The following is an 18,018-nucleotide window of genomic DNA, read 5'->3' as shown; positions in this document are numbered from 1 at the left end:
ACGAGGACTGCGACATGGACCGGCACCCCGAAGACCCCGCCCCGCTCGACCCCGCCGACTGGGAGGAGTTCCGCGCCCTCGGCAAACGCATCGTCGACGACATGGCCGACTACCTGTCCGGCCTCCGCGACCGGCCCGTGTGGCAGCCGGTCCCCGACACGGTGCGCGCCGCCCTCGGCACCGGACTGCCGCGCACCGGCACCCCGATGGACGAGGTGTACGACGAATTCCGGGCCACCGTCCTGCCGTTCCCCCGCGGCAACATCCACCCCCGCTTCTGGGGCTGGGTCAACGGGTCGGGCGTGCCCGTCGCCGCCTACGGCGACTTCCTCGCCTCGCTCATCAACTGCACGCTCGGCTCGGGCGAGAACGCGGCGATGATGCTCGAACAGCAGGTGATCTGCTGGCTCCAGGAGGCCCTGCACTGGCCCGCCGACGGCTCCGGGCTGCTGACGAGCGGCGCGTCCACGGGACAGATCACCGCCCTTGCCGCCGCGCGCCAGGCGAAAGGACCGGCCGCGGACATCCGGCGCGACGGCGCCGTCGCCGGCGGCGCACAGCTCACCGTCTACGGATCCACGGAGACGCACCACTCCCTCGAAAAGGCGGTCGAACTCCTCGGCATCGGCAGCCGCTTCTTCCGGCAGATCCCGGTGGACCGCGCCTGCCGCGTCGACGTCCGTGCCCTGCGGGCCGCGATCCGTGCGGACCGGGACGCGGGGCTGCACCCCCTGTGCGTGGTCGGGAACGCGGGCACCGTCAACACCGGGGCCGTCGACCCGCTGGACGAACTGCTGGGGGTCGCCCGGGAGGAGAACCTCTGGTTCCACGTCGACGGCGCCTTCGGCGCCTTCGCACAGCTCCTGCCGTCCCACCGCACCCTGCTCGCCGGACTGACCGAGGCCGACTCCCTCGTCTTCGACCTGCACAAGTGGCTGTACATGCCGTTCGACGTCAGCTGCGTCCTCACCCGGCAGGCCGGGGTGCTGGAGGCCGCCTTCGCCGCGCACGCGGACTACATCAGCACGACGGACGGGGGACCTGCGTCCTACCCGTTGTCCTTCGCCGACCGCGGCATCGAACAGTCCCGGCGCTTCCGGGCGTTGAAGGTGTGGTTCGCGCTCAAGACCCACGGCATCGACGCCTTCGCCCGGGCCATCGAGGACAACATCGCCCAGGCCGCCCACCTGGCGCAGCTCGTCGACGCCGACGACCGCCTCGAACTCGTCTCGCGCAGCGACCTCAACGTGGTGTGCTTCCGTTACGTCTGGCCGGGCGCCGCCCCCGAGGCCCTCGACCGCGTCAACCGGGCCGTCCTGTCCCGGCTGCAGACCGAGGGCCTGGCCATGCCCTCGCACACGGTGCTCGACGGGAGGTTCGTGATCCGCGTGGCCGACACCAACCACCGCTCGACGTTGCCGGACTTCGACTTCCTCGTTCAGCAGGTGGTGTCGATCGGCGCCGCGCTGCAGGCTGGGGAACCGGGATGAAGCCCGACGAGGAATACGGGGAGCAGAGGGAGCACGGGGAGCACGGGGAGTACGAGGAGTACCCGGTCCCGGGTCTGGCGGAGCCGGTGGAGATCCTGGTCGACGACCACGGCGTACCGCACCTGTACGCACGCTCCGAGGACGACCTGTTCCGCGCGCAGGGCTTCCAGGCCGCCCGGGACCGGCTGTTCCAGCTGGACCTGTGGCGCCGGCGCGGTCTCGGCCGGCTGTCCGAGGTCTTCGGCGAGCGGTTCGTGGCCCGCGACCGGGCGGCACGGCTCTTCCTCCACCGGGGCGACATGCGCACCGAATGGTCGGCGTACGGCCCGGCGACCCGGCGCGTGGCCCGCGCGTTCACCGACGGCATCAACGCGTTCGTGGAACTGTGCGAGAAGCGGCCCGAACTGCTGCCGGCCGAGTTCCGGGAACTCGGGTACCGGCCGGCGCGGTGGGAGCCGCGGGACGTCGCCGTCATCCGCAGCCACGGCCTGTTCGGCAACGTCGAGCAGGAGGTCGCCCGCGCCCTCACCCTGCGCGACTTCGGCCCCGCGGTGGAGGAACTGCGCCGGATCCGGGAGCCGTGGCGTCCCTTGCACGTCCCCGAGGGGCTCGACCTGACCCTGATCCCCGACGACGTCCTCACCGACTACCGGCTGGCGACGGCACCGGTCGACTTCACCGGAAGCAGCCTTTTGCACACCCGGCCGGAAGGCAGCAACAACTGGGTGATCGGCCCGGAACGGACCGCCACCGGGCGGCCGTTGCTCGCCAACGACCCGCACCGCGCGATCACCGTGCCCTCGCTCCGCTACCTCGTCCACCTCTCGGCACCGGGCCTGGACGCCATCGGCGCCGGCGAACCCGTACTGCCGGGTCTGTCGATCGGGCACAACGGACACGTCGCCTTCGGGGTGACGATCTTCGCGATCGACCAGGAGGACCTCTACGTCTACGAGACCAACCCCGACGCACCCGACGAGTACCGCTACGCCGGCCGCTGGGAGCCGATGCGGATCGTCCGGGAGACCGTCGACGTGGCGGGCGGCGAACCGATCGACGTGGAACTGCGCTTCACCCGGCACGGGCCGGTCGTCCACACCGACCCGGACCGGCACACCGCCTTTGCCGTCCGGGCCGCATGGCTGGAGCCCGGCACCGCGCCGTACCTCGGCAGCCTGGAATGTCTCCGGGCCCGCACCGCCGACCAGTTCGTCGACGCGCTCGACCGCTGGGGAACCCCCGGCGAGAACGTGGTGTACGCGACCCCGGACGGCACCATCGGCTGGCGCCCCGCCGGACGCGTCCCCGTGCGGAGGGGCTGGGACGGCACGCTCCCGGTCCCCGGCGACGGACGGTACGAATGGTCGGGCCACCTCGACCCGGCGGGGCTGCCGTCCGTGCGGAACCCCGCGGAGGGCTGGTTCGCCAGCGCCAACGAGATGAACCTGCCCGAGGACTTCCCGCACGACCGGTGCCCGGTCGCCTTCGACTGGGACCACCGCTTCCGTCACGACCGCATCGCCGAGGTCTTGCGTGACGCGACGTCCGTGACCGTGGAGGACTGCCTGCGCCTGCAGAGCGACACGGTGAACCTCACCGCCCGCCAGGTGCTCGCCGCACTGGACGGCTACGGGGCGGGGGCGGAAGTCGCGGGCGCGGTCGGACTGTTGCGCTCGTGGGATGGGGATGAGACGGTCGATTCCGCCGCGGCGGCGTTCTACCAGGTGTGGTCGCGCCGCCATCTGCGCCCTGCACTGCTGCGCCACGCGCTGTCCGCGCTCGTCGCTCCGGAGCTGGTGCCGGAGGCGATGCGCAGGCTGCTGGCCGACGAGGTCGTGGGCGTCGACGTCCGGACGGACATCGCGCTGTTGCAGGCTCTGGGCAACGACCGCGGCACGTTGGATCCGTTGCTGACCCGCTCACTGCGGGACGCCCTGCTGGAGGTGGGTGAACTGCTGGGGGACGACCCGGGCCGGTGGCGCTGGGGAGCCCTGCACCACGCCGCCCCGGTACACCCGCTGGCGGACCGCCTCGGTGTGCGGCTGCCGCGCCGCGAACGCGGGGGGAGCGGGGACACGGTGATGAGTACGGTCTACGACCGGGACTTCGCCCAGGACGAGGGGGCGAGCTTCCGCATCGTGGTGGACGTCGGAGGCTGGGACGACTCGCGCGCGATGAACAGCCCCGGCCAGTCCGGGCGTCCGGGTGATCCACACTGGGATGATCTGTATCCGGACTGGAGCGAGGACCGGTCGTTCCCGCTCCACTACAGCAGGAAAGCAGTCGAGGCGCACACCCGCACCCGTACCGTCCTCACCCCGGTGGCGCAGGCGCACGGCTGACCTGGGGAAGAGGTTCACTCATGACCGTCTTGGCGCCCCGCTCGCTCGCCGTGGGGCTGTCATCGGCGCTCGCGGCAACAGCCCTGTGGGGCTTCACGTTCCTCGGGCCGGCCGCCGTCGCCCCGGTGAACGTCTACTACCTGGTGGTGGGCCGGTACACGGTGTTCGGACTCATGTCCGCAGCCGTACTGCTCACGCGCCGCAGCAGCCTCCGCGAACTGGGCGTGCGCTCCGTACTGACGGCCCTCCACCTGGGCGTCGTAGGCTACATCGGCTTCTACCTGTTGCTGTCGATGTCCTCGTCGATCGGCGGCGGGGTGCTCGCCTCCACGCTGACGGGGCTGATCCCGCTGCTGGTCACGCTGGCCTCGAACGCGCTGGAGAAGGTACTGGAGTGGCGCAGGCTGCTGCTCCCGGTCGCGATGATCTCCGCGGGGCTGCTTCTGGTGAACTCCGGCGCGACCGCCCTGCGGTCGGGCAGCGAACGCGACCTGCTGACGGGCGCTGCGCTGGGCTTCGCGGCGAGCGTGGCCTGGTCCTACTTTGTCGTCGCGAACCGCATGGTCCTCAAGCGCGCGAGGTTCACGATCGACAACACGACGTGGACGGCCTGCATCGGCCTCGGAGCCTTCGGCGCCGCCCTGTTCCTGATCCCCCTGGCCCGCACCGCGTCGGGCCCGTCCCCCTTCTCGGACACCGGCACCCTGTGGCCGTTCCTGCTCTGGTGCGCGGCACTGGCGGTGCTGGGCTCCTGGTGCGCGACCTGGTTCTGGAACATCGCTTCGAGGCTGCTGCCGGCCACTGTGATGGGTCCGGTCATCGGGATGGAGGCGGTGTTCGGCGCGGCGTTCAATCTGGTGTGGGAGGGGAGGGGGCCGACGTCCCACGAATTGTGGGGCGGGGTGCTGGTGATCGTCGGGGTTCTGGTGGGGTCGTATTTGTTCAACAGGGCGGTGGTGCGGGGTGGCACGGGTGGGGAGGCCGCGGGGCGGGTGGGCTCACGGGAGGATGTGAGGCCGTGATGGCCCGGGGCCGGCATCCGACCGTTTCAGTTGGCCAGCGTGATCAGTGCGTCTTTTGCGGCTCACAGTCCTGGGCGGCTTCGCCTCGGTTGCGGATCATCGAGAGCAACAGCCCATGAGTCTCGGCGTCCGCGGCCACCACAAGCCCCCGGCCCGCCTGCCCGATCGGTGCGCCGTCGATTCCGGTCACGACGCAGCCGGCGGCCCGGCACAAGGCGATACCGGCGGCGAAGTGCACGCTCTCGGCCAGGTGGCCGCCGCCGGTGACGTAGGCGGCGCGTCTTCCGGCCGCAACCCAGGCCAGGGCCAGCGTCGTGGACACGACCCGTGGCCGGAACCGTCCGACGAACCCGGAGTGGGCGAGCAAGCCAACAGCCCTGAATCCGGGCGCATTCGGAAAGGGCGGATCGAGGTTCACGTCCACCAGCCGGGTGGCCGCCGTGGGCACCAGCTGCGTGTCACGTTCGTCATGCCGAATCCAAGCAGTCTTACCGTCGGTGAAAAAGACCTCACCACTGAACGGATCTGCCACCGCCGCCGGACCGTTGCGCAGTGCCACGTTGACGGCCACCAACATGTTGCGGGCCGTGTAGTTGAGCGTGCCGCACAGGGGGTCCACCAACCACTGTCGCACCGAGTCGGCCGCACCCCGCTGCCCGCCCTCCTCACCGCGGACGGCATCCTCGGGCCGCGCAGCACGGATGACACCGAGGATCGCGTCCTCGGCTGCCACATCGGCGTCAGTGGCGAAGTCCCCGGCCCCCTTGTCGATACGGGCAAGCCGCTGCCCGTACCTGGCGCGCACGGCCTCCGCGCCGGCACGCGCCGGCCGCGCGAGCAGCCGGAGGCCGGGCGGGCGATGTCGAGCAACAGCGGTACCCCCGGACGTTCCACAGCGCGTCGGTCATCCTCCACACCGAGGAAAGCGTCGTCCTGTGCCACGCCCACCATCCGTGGATCGCCTTCGCACGTGAGCGGCGGCAATGGTACGGGGAGGGCGAATTCATCCCGCCGCCGTCATGGTCGCATCCCTTCACTGCTGCGGGTTTCTCCGTGCTGAGCGCTGAGCAACTCGCCACGCCTCTGTCTGCTTTGGACACGTCGACGTTTTCTCGCGCCGAGAGGTATCAGATCGACTTCTTCGGCGTCACCACACTGGGCGGGGTGATCTTCAATGCATGGGACTGAGGCATCTTGTGCTCTGTCGCTCACCGGCAGGTCAGAGTTTATACTCGTCGTGCGGGATGGCAAGTGACCACAGCAGGTCACGAATCCGGACGCATTCCTCAACCGTCGCCTGGTCCTCGACCAACTCGGAGCCGAGGACTCGGCCGTCCGCGTCGAAGTGGCCGACTGCCAGGAACCGGCCGTCGTACAACCACCAGTCGTTGCCGGACATCGGGAGGGCCATCCCCTCGGGCAAGCGATGTCGGGGAAGCCAGCGGATGTCCTCGCCGGCTTCGATGTTCAGCCGTGTCAGCGAGTGCTCCCACCTGACGTACTGCGAGTGCGGTTCGGTGACGACACGTACCCGCCGTACCGTCTTGCCCTTCCCGGTCACCCGCTTCATGAGTGTCATCCAGGGCTGGAGCCATGAGTGGTCTTCGGGTTCCCCACGCCGCCACCGCGCGTACGGATGGTCCTCGATCGGGGCCCCGTAGTCGTCCCGCAGCTCCAGATGGAAGGCGTCACAGTGAAAGCTCTCGAAGAGCTTGTCGCGATCGGCGCTGGTGATCAGGTTCACCGTTCTCCTCCGGTATGGCCAGGATCGAGGACCTGGAGGCCTCGATGCAGGTCTCGCAATCGGGCGCACATCTGGCTGAGGGCCTCGGCGTTGTGATGGGGCGCGTCGGCCCCAAGCATCAGCGTCGTCCGCCCGCCGGCGGTCGGGCGGACAGAGCCGACGACGACCACCCCTCCGTGTGATCACCCCCGAGCCCCGCCCCTGCGCTTGCGTACGATGCGAGCGTGATCGCCTACGCACCAGCAGTCCTCTTCCTCGTCCTCCTCGCAGTCGGCGTCCTGCGCGACCGTCGCCGCTTCAGCAACGCCGTCTACTTCGGGCTCTCCTGCATATCCCTGCTGTTCGCCCTAATGGTGGTGGCCGACCGGGCCGGCGATCACGGACATCCCGCGCTGGAATGGCTGCTCGCCGGGATTCTGCTGATTCCCTTCCTCGGTGCCTTCGTCCTGCCGGTGTTCCTGGTCGCCAACGGCGTCAAGATGATCCGCAAGGAGGGGCGCAGCCCGGCGAATCTGCTCTCGTTCCTGGCCGGCCTCGGGGTGTTCGGGCTCATGGGGCTGATGGTGGCGGCCGCCGTCGCGCACTCCCGTGATCTGGTCGTCGCCACCGGCACCCTTCTGCTGATCGCCGCCTACGTCTCGTTCCTCTTCTTCTGCTTCATCGGCTATGCGTACCTGTACGGGCGGATGCAGCCGCGCCGGGACGTCGACTTCGTGGTGGTGCTCGGATCCGGGCTGCTCGGCGGCGAGCGGGTGCCCCCGCTGCTGGCCAGCCGGCTGGAGCGCGGGCGCAAGGTGTACGAGGCGCAGGCGGCGCGCGGGACGGCGCCCGTCGTCATCACCTCCGGCGGTCAGGGCCCGGACGAGAAGCTGTCAGAGTCCCACGCGATGGCGAACTACCTCACCGAGCGCGGCTTTCCCGCCGAGCACATCCAGCACGAGGACCGCTCCCGCACCACGGAGGAGAACCTCCAGTACAGCAAGGCGATCATGTCGGCGGCCGCACCCGGCTACTCGTGCGTCATCGTCACCAACGACTTCCACGCCTTCCGGGCCGCGCTCATGGCCCGCAAGACCGGGGTCAACGGCCAGGTCGTGGGCTCTCCGACGGCCGCGTACTTCTGGCCGAGCGCGACCATCCGCGAGTTCGTCGCGGTCTTCCTCCACCACAAGCTGGTCAACTTCACCGTCTGCGGGCTCATCGCGCTGCTGGGCGCCATGGCCTGGTTGCTGGGCCGCTGACAGGTCGGCGGTTGGACCGGACTACGGCCGTGCCAATCACCGCACCTCGCGAGGCCGGAGGGTCGGCATGCGCGCCTCCATCATGCCTTCATGCCCTCGCGCGGTATCCGTCCCCCCAGCCCTGAACGGTCCAGGAACGACCGGACTTCCCCGGCGAACGCCTCCGGCGCGTCCGCGTAGAGCCAGTGCCCGCAGCCGGGCAGTTCGACCAGTTGCGTGTTCGGCCGCACGGCCGCCATGCGCTGTGCCGTGGCCGCGGAGAGAATGAAGCTGTCGCCTCCGCGCAGGAGCAGGGCCGGTTGTGCGGAGGCCGCCCACTGGGCGGAGAAGTCGCCGGTGAGCGCGCGTTGGGAGGCCATCATCTCGTCGGTGTCGAAGAGGAGCCCCCAGCCGTCGGCGAGTTGGACCGCACTGTCGAGGAAGTACGAGGCGTCGGGGATGCCGTCCGCTTCGATGGCGTTCTTGAGCGCCTGGCGGGAGCCGGCGCGCCGGGGCCACGCGGTGACGTCCAGGACGGGCCGGGTCTCCGGATCCTGGTTGAGGACGGTCATGTCGGCGACCACGAGCGCCGGAACGAGTTCGGGGTGGCGGTGGGCGAGCAGGAAGGCGATCGCGCCGCCCATGGAGTGGCCCAGGACCGCCGCGGGCGCGAGGTCTAGGGCCTGCAGGAAGGCCGCGGCGTCGGCGACGTAGGCGTCGGGTGTGACGTCACCGCCGTTGTCCGACAGCCCGTGTCCGCGCTGGTCGAGCGCGACGACGCGGTAGTGCCCGGCGAGGGCGGCGGCCAGCGGGGCGAAGATCCGTCCACGCCCGAAGTGACCGTGCAGGGCGAGCAGTACGGGGCCGGGCCCCCCGAAGTCCAGGTAGGCGAACCGGCGTTCGCGGATCCGGATGAAGGTCTCCGTGGGTATGGCGGTCTCTTCCGGCAGCGATCGGGGCGTCACGCCGCCGACGGTACCCGGCGGTGCGGGCGCGCGGCGAGGCCATTTCCCGTTCGCAGATGTGTCGTTAGTCCGACTGAGGAACTCCGAGATTTCGGACCCGGGAGGAATCGCTTTCTCAAGATTGCCGAGGGCCTCTTGACACCCGTCGGCATCCGCCGGTCGGATGGCGCCCCATGAGCACAGGGCGGATGCATCCCGGCATGCACCCCATCGACGGCGGCCTCGTACGGCGGCTGGTCGCCGGGCAGTTCCCGCAGTGGGCGGGGCAGGCGGTGGAGTGGCTGCCGTCCGGTGGCACGGTGAACGCCATGTACCGGCTGGGCGACCGCATGGTCGTACGGCTGCCGTTGGTGGCCGGCGGAGCCGGGGACGTGGCGCTGGAGCGGGAGTGGCTGCCCCGGCTCGCGCCCCTGTTGCCCGTCGCCGTTCCCGAGGTGCTCGGGGCCGGCGAACCCGCCGAGGGGTATCCGTGGCCGTGGTCGGTGTACCGCTGGCTGGCGAGGGAGAACCCCGAGGCGGGGGCGTTGCGCGAGCCCGAGCTGCTGGCCCGGGACCTGGCCGGGTTCGTGACGGCGATGCGGAGCGTCACTCTGCCGGGAGCGCCGAAGGCCCACCGTGGCGGGCCGGTCGCCTCGCTCGACGCGGAGACCCGGGCGGCGATCGAGGAGTTGCGCGGTATCGCGCAGGAGGGCGTCGACTGCGACGCCGCGACCGCCGTCTGGGAGGACGCGCTGCGGGCCCCGGCCTGGGAGGGGCCGCCGGTGTGGCTGCACGCCGATCTCATGCCGGGCAACCTCCTGGTGGACGGCGACGGCCGGCTGGCCTCCGTGATCGACTTCGGCTGCACGGGGGTGGGCGACCCGGCCTGCGACCTGTTCCCGGCGTGGAACCTGCTGCCGGCCGGTGCGCGGAAGGTCTTCCGCGAGGCGCTCGACGTGGACGACGCGACGTGGCGGCGCGGCCGGGGGCGGACGCTCTCGCAGGCGCTGATCGCGCTGCCGTACTACCGGAGGACGAATGCGGCGATGGCGCGCACTGCCCGGCACGTGATCCGGGCGGTGCTGGGGGAGAGTTGAGGCGATAGCCGCGGCCGGACAGACCCAGGCGCTCCACGGGAAGTGCTGTGTGTCGGCTGCGGGCTCGTCGTGGCTGGTGGCGCCCACGCGGCGGAGCCGCATATTCAGCAGGGCCCCGCGCCCCTTTGGGGCGCGATCACGCATTGCACTTCGCCAAGCCCGCTCAGCGGTCGAACGTCTGGAAAGCGGGCTGCTGATCTTGCACAGGTGAATTATGGCGCCCCGCCGACATGGTGTAGTTTTTACCTCGGCTTTACGTAGGAGGCGGGCCCTTCGGGGCCCATTGCTTTGGGAGACCCAGTGCACTGGTTCGTGGATGTACTCAAGAAATACGCGGTGTTCAGCGGGCGTGCGCGCCGCCAGGAGTACTGGATGTTCACCCTGGTCAGCTTCGTCATCAGCATGGTGCTGGCGATCGCCGATTCCGTGTTCGGCACGGACCCGCTCATCGGGGCCGTGTACGTCCTCGCCGTGTTCCTCCCCACCCTCGCCGTCACCATCCGGCGCCTGCACGACACCGACCGTTCGGGATGGTGGGTGCTGTTCGGCCTGATTCCGCTCGTGGGCTGGATCGTCCTGCTGGTGTTCATGTGCCTGGACACCACGCCGCACCACAACAAGTACGGCCTCAGCCCCAAGCAGCTTCCGGCGTACGGGGCCTAAAAGGCCGGCCGGCGGCACGGGCATTGACAGCCGGATATCGCAGGGCGAGCCTGGAATCGGGCGCCGTGTGCGGTTGAGGGAATCCCGCGGACGTCTGCGACGCCCGGGCGTCTTCCCACGAGGAGCTGCACCATGTCGAATTCCCTCGGTTCCGGGCGCCGGGTGCTGGTCACGGCCATCACCGCGCCCCTCCTGCTGGTCTCGGCCGGAGCGGCGACGCAGGCCGTCGGCGCGCCGTCCGTCCCGAATACGGTGACGGTCACGACGGCTGCCGCGCATCCCAAGGCTCCGGCTGTCTCCTGTGCCGCGCTCAAGAACTGGCTGGACCACCACAGTGCCAACACGCAGCAGTGGCGCAAGGTTTCCGTGATGTGGCAGGAGAAGTGCCTCTGACCGGATGCCGATGCGCATAGGCGCGTACTGGCGCGTACAAGTGCGCACAGGACAAGCACCGACCCCGCCGCTTCCGGCGGGGTCGGCGCTTTCTCCCGGCGTCGCCTACTGCCGCGCGTCTCCTACTGCTTCACCGTCCAGTGGTCGTCCGCCCCCGCCTGGACGAATTTCAGCCCCGGGCACAGGAATGCGGCGCCGTCGGGATTCGGCTCCGTCCACGGCGAGTCCGACGGGCCCGCCGCCTTCCATGCGCCCCCGCTCCGCAGCTGTATCGACGAGCTGTCGAAGACCGTGCTCGCCGCCTCCGTGCAGTAATAGCCCGTACCCGTCGCCGGGTTGACGCTCGCGTAGATCTCGAACATGTCCCAGCCGTGGTCCAGCCCGCTGCGGTCCTGCCCCGACTGGCGGAAGAGGAGTTCCCAGGCTGCGGTCCGGTAGTTGTAGAGGTACGACGACCAGCTGTTGGACGTGGCGTCGTCGCGGACCATCTGCACGCTGTAGGCCGTGCCGCCACCGCTGTTCGTCGTCGTGTACTTCGCCAGGAAGTCCGTGTCGATCGCGAGCACCTTCGCCGGGCCGCCGGGATCGCTGCACCAGTCCCAGGCCCAGATCTCGTTGCCGCTGTTCGCGTATGCGGTGACGACCTCCATGCAGGAGTTCTGGGCCTTGGTCGTGGGCGCGTAGGTGAAGTTGTCGGAGGCCGAGACCCGGTACGAGGGGTCCACGGAGTGGGTGGCCGTGATGCCGTCGTGCGTCCCGGGCTGCGGGAAGACGCCCCACCAGTTGTGGGTCAGGTCCGCGGCGAACCCGGGCCGGTGGGTCCAGGCGGCGGCGCTGCGCTCCCGGCGGCCCTCGGCGAAGGTGCGGACCGCGCGGTCGCGGCCGGGGGAGTGGCCGGGGGCGTGCGCGGCGGTGACGACTCCGCGGTGGGGTGCGTCGGGTGCGGGAGCGGTGCCGGCGTCGTGGCCGGCTGCGGGAGCGGCGCCCAGAACGGGCAGGACGGCCAGTGCGGCGACCACGGCTGCGACAAGGGGCGTGCGGCGTCTTCTCACGTGGCTCCTCCAGGGAACGTGGGGGGTGGGAGCGTCGGTGCCATGTCACGTTGTGCTCATGACAAATTCCAACGTCCATGCCCCCTGACTTTCGGTCAAGAGCCGTCGCAGCGGAACTCAACCGCCCCTCGGAGTCGTCCGGTTCGCATGGGGCCCACGGAACCGGGATGACCGGTCTGGTCTTCGCTCGGCCCCAAGATGCCCTCCGGTAACGGCAGATGCCAGACGCTCTCGCCGCATGCGTAGCGCAACAGGCATATTGGACAGCACGCATCAGGCCGATCTCGGGGCGTTCGGATACGGGAAGGGCAGGTGCGACGCGGTTCCGGCAGAGGTGGTCCAGGGGTGTTGTATACCAATGTCGGCACAGGTCACCCTGGCGATGCCCGGACATCCGCGCGAAACGCGGACGGCAAAGAGCCGTGAGAGGTTACAGCGAAAACAGGCCAGGGATTCATGAACGGATCCGGGCACCTCTCCAGTGAGCCCCGCGTGGCCTCCGGGCATGGCGCACTATATGGCTGAGCGGTCGGGAGGCGGAGCCTCCCGGACCCGGGGCGCGGCCGCGCCCCGGCGCCGCATCGATGCCGCGCGGTGCTGGCTCCGTCCGCGCGGCCCGGATCCGGGCAATCGGCGTCCGCTTCCGTGTCAGGGCAGGAGCGGGCGCAGCCGGTATGGGGAGTCCGGCTGATGCGGGGCCGAATGGTGGGGATCATTCGCTGTGCGTGGCGCATCCGGAGAACGAGCCCGGTGCTGCCCGCACTTGTCCTGGACGACATGGCGGCGCACCCCATGCGCGCCCTGCGTCCCGGGGGGAGTTGACGTCATGGGAACGAGAAGCAGAAGCAGACGTGCTGCACGGCCGGTCGCGGCGGGGGCTGCGGCCGTCCTGCTGGGCATGGCCCTGCCGGCCGGTGCCGCGCACGCGGCCGACGCCGCGCCGCGCATCGACCTGAAGGTTCTGGTGGTCGACGACGGCGGGCCCTCGGTGGAGGCCATCCGCAGCACGCTGGACGCCGCGGGGACCCCGTACACCAGGGTCGATCTCACCGACCCCGCGCGCCAGAAGATCGACGACACTTTCCTCGCCGACACCGTGGACGGGCAGGCGCGGGCCAAGTACCAGGGCATCGTGCTGCCCAACGACAATCCCTTCGGCGGGGGTTCGGCCGAGATGGCCGCGCTGGCCGGCTACGAGAAACGATTCGGCATCCGCCAGGTGGACGCCTACACCTACGCCCGTCCGGCCGTCGGCCTGAACGTTCCCGCCGACTCCGGTTACGCCGGCACCCTGGACGGGAAGACCGCCCAGGTCACCTCGGCGGGGGCAACCGGCCCCTTCGGTTACCTCAGGAAAAACGTTCCGTTCGAGGACAACGACCCGAACGTCAGCGAAAGTTACGGCTACATTGCCCAGCCGCTCGCCCAGCAGCCCGACGGCGCCGGCTACACCACTCTGCTCGACGCCCCGGTCCCCGGCGGCACCGGGCGCGGGTCGCTGATCGGCCAGTACAACCACGACGGGCGCAGCGAGCTCGTCATCACCTTCGTCGCCAACCAGTACCAGACGCAGTACCGGCTGGTCTCCCGCGGCATCGTGGAGTGGCTGACCCAGGGCGTCCACCTGGGCGCCTCCCGCAACTACTTCGGCGTGCACGTCGACGACATGTTCGCCTCCGACGACCGCTGGGACACCAAGCTCAAGTGCACGCCCGGCGACGTCGACTGCCCCGGCAACCCCACCCCCGAGCACCCGGCCCTGCGGATGACGGCCGCCGACGCGCAGTACGCCAAGCAGTGGTCGCAGAGCCACCACCTCCCGCTGGACTTCGCCTTCAACGGCGTCGGCAGCGTGGAGTACCGCTCGGAGCACGGCGGCCTGCCCGACCCGCTGCTCCAGCAGCTCACCGCCGACCAGAAGTCCTTCCGGTGGATCAACCACACCTACACGCACGCCTTCCTGGGCTGCGTGCAGAACGTCACCGTCGTGCCCTGGAAGTGCACCACCGACGCCGCGGGGAGGACCCAGTGGGTCAGCGGCAAGGAGATCGGCGACGAGATCGGCAACAACCGCGCCTGGGCCGCCCGCGAAGGCCTGGCCATCGACAACGACGAGCTCATCACCGGTGAGCACTCCGGCCTGAAGATGCTCCCGCAGCAGACCCAGGACAACCCCGAGCTCGGGCCGGTGCTGGCGAAGCTGGGTGTCGCATGGACCGGCAGCGACACCTCGCGCGAGCCCCAACAGCGTCCCGTGGGCCCCGCCCTCACCGTGCCCCGCTACCCCATGAACGTCTTCTACAACGCGGGTACGGCGGTGGAGGAGGCGGACGAGTACAACTGGCTCTACACCAAGAAGTCCGACGGCGGCAGCGGTACTTGTGAGAACTCCAAGGTGACCACCTGCCTGGCGAAGCCGCTCGACGTGAAGACCGGGTTCGGCACGTACATCACGCCGCTGGAGACCCGCATCGCCCTGAGCCACGTCCTCGCCAACGACCCGCGGCCGCACTTCATGCACCAGTCGAACCTCTCCGAGGAGCGGATCGGCTACAAGGTTCTGGAGAACGTCCTCTCCGACTACGCCGGGCTCTTCGCCGACAACACGCCGATCGTCAACCTCCGCATGCGGGACATCGGTACGGAGCTGAGCAAGCGGACCGCCTGGAACGCCGCCCTCGCCGCGGGCAAGGTGACCGCCTACCGCATCGGCAACACCGTCACCGTCGCCGCACCCGCCGGGGTCCAGGCCCTCGCCACGCTGCCCGACGGCACCCTGCAGGGCGGCTCCGTCTTCGGCACCGCCTACGCCGGCAGCCGGTCCGACTGGGCCGCACCGGCCGCAGGGCAGAGCCGGATCGACTTCACCCTGGCCGCCGGGTCAACTCCCGCCGTACACAAGCACGGTGGTGCAGCCGCCACGGTGCAGGCACCGGCAGCCGCCCTGCCCGTGCCGCGTGGTGTGAGTCACCCGGTGCCCTACGGGCCCGGTGCAACCGCCCGGCACTGACCCGGCGTCCGTACCTCCGTGCAGATTCCGCCCATGTCCTGACGTCTCCTGGAGAAACCGACTTTCATGCACGGACCGCATGCCGTAAGGGCATCCGACATCCCTTCGGTGACCCTCCTCACCGAAGGGACCTACCCGCACAGCCACGGTGGGGTGAGCGTGTGGTGCGACCAACTGGTCCAGGGGATGCCTGACGTGGACTTCCGGGTCATCGCCGTCACCGGAACCGGCCGGGAGCAGCTCGCGTGGGAGCTGCCCCGGCAGGTCCGGGAGGTCGACGCCCTGCCGCTGTGGGGACCGCCGCCCGCCGGCCGCGCCCCGCGCGGCCGGGCCCTGCGCGAATTCCTCACCTGCTACGAGCAGTTCCTGCTGGCCCTCCTCGACCCCGGTGAGGAGCAGCACTTCGCCCGCACCTTCTACCGGCTGGCCGACCACGCCACCGAGGGCGTCCTCTTCCCCGCGCTGCGCGGGGAGGCGGCGGCCCGCCTCCTGGCCCGGCTCTGGAACCGGCCCCGCCTCGGCACGGCCGCCGCCCGCCCCACCCTGCACGACGCGCTGACCGCCACCGACCTGCTGGAGCACGCCCTGCGCCCGCTCGCCGCACGGGTCCCCGCCGAGGGGATCACCCATGCGGTGAGCGGGGGCCTGGCCGCCGTGCCCGGGCTCGTCGCCCACCACCGGCACGGCACCCCTTTCCTGCTCACCGAGCACGGCATCTATCTGCGCGAGCGCTATCTCGGCTTCCGCAGCGAGCCGTACCGCTGGCCGGTCAAGGCACTGATGCTCGGGCTGTTCCGGATGCTCGCCGTCGAGAGCTACCGGTGCGCCGCCCTCGTCACCCCCGGCAACCGCTACAACCGGCGCTGGGAGGAGCACGGGGGCACCCCGCCCGACCGCATCCGCACCGTCTACAACGGCGTCGACCCGGCGGCGTTCCCGCCCGCCGGGCCGGAGCCGGAGACACCGACGCTCAGCTGGGCCGGGCGCGTCGACCCCATCAAGGGCCTGGAGACCCTGATCCAGGCGTTCGCACTCGTCCACAAGGAGATCCCCGAGGCGCGGCTGCGCCTGTTCGGCGGTACCCCGCGCGGGGGCGAGGGATACCGCACCGCCTGCGAGAAGCTCGCCGCCGACCTGGGCGTCGGCGAGTCCGTCACCTTCGAGGGGCGCGTCGACGACATTCGCGACGCCTACGCGGCGGGGAACGTGGTGATGCTCTCCAGCATCAGCGAAGGCTTCCCCTTCACCCTCATCGAGGCCATGTCCTGCGGCCGCGCCACCGTCTCCACCGATGTCGGCGGGGTCCGCGAAGCCGTCGGCGACAGCGGGCTCGTCGTACCGCCGCGCGACCCGGAGAGCATGGCCAAGGCCGCACTGCAGCTGCTGGGCGACCCCGAGACCCGCGCGAAGATGGGGGAGTCCGCACGGCTGCGCGTGGTCGAGCAGTTCACCCTCCGCCAGACCATCAGCGCCTTCCGCGACATCTACCGTGACCTCGGCGGACTCCGCCCGGTGCAGCAACTGCCCCGGCAGCGGCGCCTGTCCGCCCCCGTCATGGCCATGGCCGCCGGGGGTGCGGGATGAGCGGAGTCTTACGCCTCGTCCCCGACGAGCCCGAACCGGCACACGAATTGGCCACCCCCGTCCCGCCGCGGCACCGGCCGCGGTGGGCGGCCGACCCGCTCGACGACCTCGCCGAGGAGATGGCCGACGTGTGCGCGGCGGCCGTGCACCCCGACGAGATCGCCGCCGTCCTGGAGGCCGGCGGCCTCACCGGCGAGCAGATCACCGAACGCTACGGCAGGAACGACGCGTTCGAGCTGGCCGCGGAGCTCTTCGCCCGGGTGCCGCGCAGCCACCCCGAGCCCCCGGCCCGCACCGACCCCTGGCGGGTGTCGCCCGGCGCCTGCCTGCTGCGCTCCCTGGTGTTCACCCTGCCCGGCTTCGGCTACACCCTCGCCGCACCCCTGATCACCGGGGGCCGGCACGACGGCGGACTGCCCGCGGGCACCGGCCCGTTGGCCGTCTCCGCGCTGCTGGCCTGGGCCTGGAACCAGGGCCTCGCCCACCGCGCCTACCTCCGGCTGGCCGCGGGCGGCCGCCCCGCGGCCGGGCGCTGCCTGGCCGTCGGCGCACCGCTCGGCGCGCTGCTCGCCACCGCCGCGGCCCTGCTGCTGCCGGGCCCCGCCGGGGCGTACGCCTTCGCCGCGGGCCAGGCGCTGTACCTGGCCGCGGCCACCACGCTGCTGGTGCTGGGGCGTGAACGGCTGCTGCTGTACGCCCTGTTGCCCACGGCCGCCGGGGGAGCGGCGACCCTGGTGGAGAAACCGCCGGTCGCGGCCGGCGTCGCACTGCTGCTCGGTACGGCCGTGGGGGCCGCCGCCGCTGCCGTCCGCACCGTCCTGCACACCCGCGGTACCGAGGCACAGCCGCCGCGGCTCTCGCCGTTCGCCTCGCTCCCGTACGGCCTGTTCGGCCTGGGCTGCGGGGTGTTGACAACCGTCGCCGCACTCGGCGACGCCCTGCGGCACACCGGTGGCATCGGGACCGCCGGACCCGCCGTCCTCGCCCTCACTCTCAGCATGGGGGCCGCCGAATGGCTGCTCTACCGCTGCCGCGGCAGGGCCCTCGACGCCCTCGCCCGTTCGACCACCTTCCCCGGCATGCTGCTCGGGGCGGCCCGCGTGCTCGCCCTGTGCATCGCCGCCTACCTCGCGGCACTGGCCGTGCTGACGCTGGCCGTCGCCCTCCTGTGGCCGCACGCCTCGCTGCCGGACCCCACCCGCACCGCGGCGCTGCTCGCGCTCGGTGCGGTGCTGTGGACCGGACTGCTGCTCCAGGCCTACGGCATCGCCTGGACCCCGGCCCTGCTGTGCCTGGCCGCGGCCGGGACCGAGACCACCGCCCTCGTCCTGCGCATCTCCGCACCCGCCCGGGACCAGCTCGTCACGTGCACCGGTGCAGCGGCCGCCCTGCTGGCCGTCGCCACCGCGCTGCTCGGACGGATCACCACGCACCGCTGAACGCACCGAACCAGAACG

14 protein-coding genes are annotated in these 18,018 nt (G+C 71.0%); 10 read left to right on the top strand and 4 right to left on the bottom strand.

Annotation, left to right across the window (positions count from 1 at the left end; genetic code table 11):
• Positions 1 to 14 precede the first annotated feature (14 nt).
• The 3 genes from ACLHRZ_RS27970 to ACLHRZ_RS27960 are packed head-to-tail and all read left to right on the top strand — an operon-like array spanning position 15 to position 4,854.
• On the top strand, positions 15 to 1,490 hold the full coding sequence (locus ACLHRZ_RS27970; protein WP_490421320.1) for a pyridoxal phosphate-dependent decarboxylase family protein: 1,476 nt from the start codon (positions 15 to 17) through the stop codon (positions 1,488 to 1,490).
• The gene (locus tag ACLHRZ_RS27965; protein ID WP_490421319.1) at positions 1,487 to 3,832 is read left to right on the top strand and encodes a penicillin acylase family protein; all 2,346 of its coding nucleotides are present in this window, start codon (positions 1,487 to 1,489) and stop codon (positions 3,830 to 3,832) included. Before ACLHRZ_RS27970 ends, ACLHRZ_RS27965 begins: the two co-directional genes overlap by 4 nt.
• Before the next feature lie 20 nt (positions 3,833 to 3,852).
• Positions 3,853 to 4,854 (top strand): DMT family transporter, encoded by a 1,002-nt coding sequence (locus ACLHRZ_RS27960; RefSeq protein ID WP_490421318.1) that lies wholly within the window; start codon positions 3,853 to 3,855, stop codon positions 4,852 to 4,854.
• Positions 4,855 to 4,897: 43 nt separating this feature from the next.
• On the opposite strand, the gene ACLHRZ_RS27955 is transcribed toward ACLHRZ_RS27960, so the two are convergent.
• Positions 4,898 to 5,695: an inositol monophosphatase family protein gene (locus ACLHRZ_RS27955; protein WP_490421342.1), complete on the bottom strand. Its 798-nt coding sequence runs from the start codon at positions 5,693 to 5,695 to the stop codon at positions 4,898 to 4,900.
• Positions 5,696 to 6,073: 378 nt separating this feature from the next.
• Positions 6,074 to 6,598 (bottom strand): DUF6879 family protein, encoded by a 525-nt coding sequence (locus ACLHRZ_RS27950; RefSeq protein ID WP_490421317.1) that lies wholly within the window; start codon positions 6,596 to 6,598, stop codon positions 6,074 to 6,076.
• A gap of 224 nt (positions 6,599 to 6,822) precedes the next feature.
• Here ACLHRZ_RS27950 and ACLHRZ_RS27945 point away from each other — a divergent pair, with 224 nt between their 5' ends.
• On the top strand, positions 6,823 to 7,839 hold the full coding sequence (locus ACLHRZ_RS27945; protein WP_490421316.1) for a YdcF family protein: 1,017 nt from the start codon (positions 6,823 to 6,825) through the stop codon (positions 7,837 to 7,839).
• Between the two features lie 80 nt (positions 7,840 to 7,919).
• Here the strand turns inward: ACLHRZ_RS27945 and ACLHRZ_RS27940 are convergent, their stop codons facing one another.
• Positions 7,920 to 8,783 (bottom strand): alpha/beta fold hydrolase, encoded by an 864-nt coding sequence (locus ACLHRZ_RS27940; RefSeq protein WP_490421315.1) that lies wholly within the window; start codon positions 8,781 to 8,783, stop codon positions 7,920 to 7,922.
• A 173-nt stretch (positions 8,784 to 8,956) separates the two neighbouring features.
• Between ACLHRZ_RS27940 and ACLHRZ_RS27935 the strand changes: the two genes are divergently transcribed.
• From ACLHRZ_RS27935 to ACLHRZ_RS27925, 3 genes are all read left to right on the top strand, one after another.
• Positions 8,957 to 9,859, top strand: a complete 903-nt coding sequence (locus tag ACLHRZ_RS27935) for an aminoglycoside phosphotransferase family protein (protein WP_490421314.1) — start codon at positions 8,957 to 8,959, stop codon at positions 9,857 to 9,859.
• Positions 9,860 to 10,159: 300 nt separating this feature from the next.
• Positions 10,160 to 10,522, top strand: coding sequence for a DUF805 domain-containing protein (locus ACLHRZ_RS27930; RefSeq protein WP_490421313.1), 363 nt, complete (start codon positions 10,160 to 10,162; stop codon positions 10,520 to 10,522).
• A 132-nt stretch (positions 10,523 to 10,654) separates the two neighbouring features.
• Entirely contained in the window at positions 10,655 to 10,915 is a 261-nt protein-coding gene (locus ACLHRZ_RS27925; protein WP_490421312.1) for a hypothetical protein, read from the top strand.
• A 122-nt stretch (positions 10,916 to 11,037) separates the two neighbouring features.
• Here the strand turns inward: ACLHRZ_RS27925 and ACLHRZ_RS27920 are convergent, their stop codons facing one another.
• Positions 11,038 to 11,967, bottom strand: a complete 930-nt coding sequence (locus ACLHRZ_RS27920) for a carbohydrate-binding protein (RefSeq protein ID WP_490421311.1) — start codon at positions 11,965 to 11,967, stop codon at positions 11,038 to 11,040.
• An 826-nt stretch (positions 11,968 to 12,793) separates the two neighbouring features.
• Between ACLHRZ_RS27920 and ACLHRZ_RS27915 the strand changes: the two genes are divergently transcribed.
• The 3 genes from ACLHRZ_RS27915 (at position 12,794) to ACLHRZ_RS27905 (ending at position 18,000) form a co-directional block, all read left to right on the top strand.
• A complete protein-coding gene (locus ACLHRZ_RS27915) occupies positions 12,794 to 14,977 on the top strand; it encodes a hypothetical protein (RefSeq protein ID WP_490421310.1) in 2,184 nt (727 codons plus the stop codon).
• 66 nt (positions 14,978 to 15,043) lie between these two features.
• Positions 15,044 to 16,561, top strand: a complete 1,518-nt coding sequence (gene pelF / locus ACLHRZ_RS27910) for a GT4 family glycosyltransferase PelF (RefSeq protein ID WP_490421309.1) — start codon at positions 15,044 to 15,046, stop codon at positions 16,559 to 16,561.
• Positions 16,558 to 18,000, top strand: a complete 1,443-nt coding sequence (locus ACLHRZ_RS27905; RefSeq protein WP_490421308.1) for a hypothetical protein — start codon at positions 16,558 to 16,560, stop codon at positions 17,998 to 18,000. The genes pelF and ACLHRZ_RS27905 overlap by 4 nt, the downstream gene beginning before the upstream one ends.
• Positions 18,001 to 18,018 lie beyond the last annotated feature (18 nt).

Source organism: Streptomyces sp. AM25 (assembly GCF_058146165.1).
Note: the sequence above shows the minus strand (reverse complement) of the source record. Positions and strands in the feature narration are given on the sequence as shown.